Origin of the sequence: Bradyrhizobium guangdongense (genome assembly GCF_006483445.1) — a bacterium.
Lineage (GTDB): Bacteria > Pseudomonadota > Alphaproteobacteria > Rhizobiales > Xanthobacteraceae > Bradyrhizobium > Bradyrhizobium guangdongense_A.
On the sequence record NZ_PPPT01000324.1, the window covers coordinates 1 to 1,320 of the forward strand.

The window sequence follows — 1,320 nt, forward strand, 5'->3', positions numbered from 1 at the left end:
GCGGACCGGCTCGAGGAATTTGATCTCGGCCCATTTTCCGTCCGGCGGGGCGCCGTTCTCTTTCAGCATCTTGCGAACGGTTTCGCGTAACTCACGGAGTTCGCTCGCGGTCGAGCCGACGACCTGACTTGCCATGATGGATGAGGAGGCCTGGCCAAGTGCGCAGGCCTTCACGTCATGGGCGAAGTCGGTGACGGTGTCTCCATCCATCTTGAGATCGACCTTCACGGTCGAGCCGCACAGTTTGGAATGGGCCGTTGCGGTCGCATCGGGGTCGGAAAGCCGGCCGAGACGTGGAATATTGCCGGCCAGTTCGATGATCCGCTTGTTATAAATGTCGTTCAGCATGTGATGGAGTCCAGCACTTCCCAACCGGATCGGCCTTGGCGGGCACCGTCCACGGTCCTATATAGGGTCGGAACTGGCGGAAAAACAGTCCAGCCGTGCTGTCGGCGGTGGTCCAGAACCACGCAGGCAGCGTTATGGTGAGGGACCGTTCGGCGCCAGGATCGGTTGTTCTCTTCAGGCGTCTGGCGGCATTCCGCCCCGTCTGCCGGTGACACTCCGGCTGAAAGGCCGGTCGAACGGAGTCGATATGGACGCTTTGATCAAATCCATCCGCCCAGGCAAGCCTTCCGACAAGCAGCCCGAGGGCCGCCCGGCGGAGCTCGATCCTGCCGAATTCATGGCTGCCGCCGTTCGCGCCGACCAGCCGCGCCCCGCGCGCGCCGAGGCGGAAGAGGCCGTCAAGACGTTGCTCGCCTATATCGGCGAGAACACCCAGCGCGAGGGCCTGCTCGATACGCCCCGCCGCGTGGTCGAGGCCTTTGACGAGCTCTATCAGGGCTACCATCAGTGCCCGGCCGAGGTGCTCGACCGCACCTTTGGCGAGACCGCCGGCTATGACGACTTCGTGCTGGTGCGCGACATCGAGTTCACCTCGCAATGCGAGCATCACATGATGCCGTTCTACGGCAAGGCGCACATCGCCTATACGCCGGTCGAGCGCGTCGTGGGCCTGTCGAAGCTCGCGCGTCTGACCGACATCTTCGCGCGCCGGCTGCAGACCCAGGAGCACCTGACCGCGCAGATCGCGGCCGCCATCGACGAGGTGTTGAAGCCGCGCGGCGTTGCCGTGCTGGTCGAGGCGGAGCATACCTGCATGTCGGTGCGCGGCGTCGCCAAGCATGGTGCGATGACGTTCACCAGCCGCTTCACGGGCATGTTCCGCGACAACCCGGCGGAGCAGGCCCGCTTCCTGTCCCTGGTGCGAGGCACGCGCTGATCCTCGCCAGTTACTTGCGAGGATCAGCGCGTGCC

The 1,320-nt window shown here is 64.5% G+C and carries 2 protein-coding genes; one reads left to right on the top strand and one right to left on the bottom strand.

The genetic code is table 11. The annotated features are described in order from the left end of the window. On the bottom strand, positions 1 to 348 hold a 348-nt coding region (locus C2U70_RS32465), incomplete at its 3' end, for an iron-sulfur cluster assembly scaffold protein (RefSeq protein ID WP_140982821.1). 247 nt (positions 349 to 595) lie between these two features. Between C2U70_RS32465 and folE the strand changes: the two genes are divergently transcribed. Further along, entirely contained in the window at positions 596 to 1,285 is a 690-nt protein-coding gene (folE, locus tag C2U70_RS32470) for a GTP cyclohydrolase I FolE (protein WP_140982824.1), read from the top strand. The last annotated feature ends 35 nt before the right edge of the window (positions 1,286 to 1,320 follow it).

Excerpts from the sequence above, each read along its gene's own strand:
- folE (WP_140982824.1), top strand. The coding sequence starts at position 596 with ATGGACGCTTTGATCAAATCCATCCGCCCAGGCAAGCCTTCCGACAAG.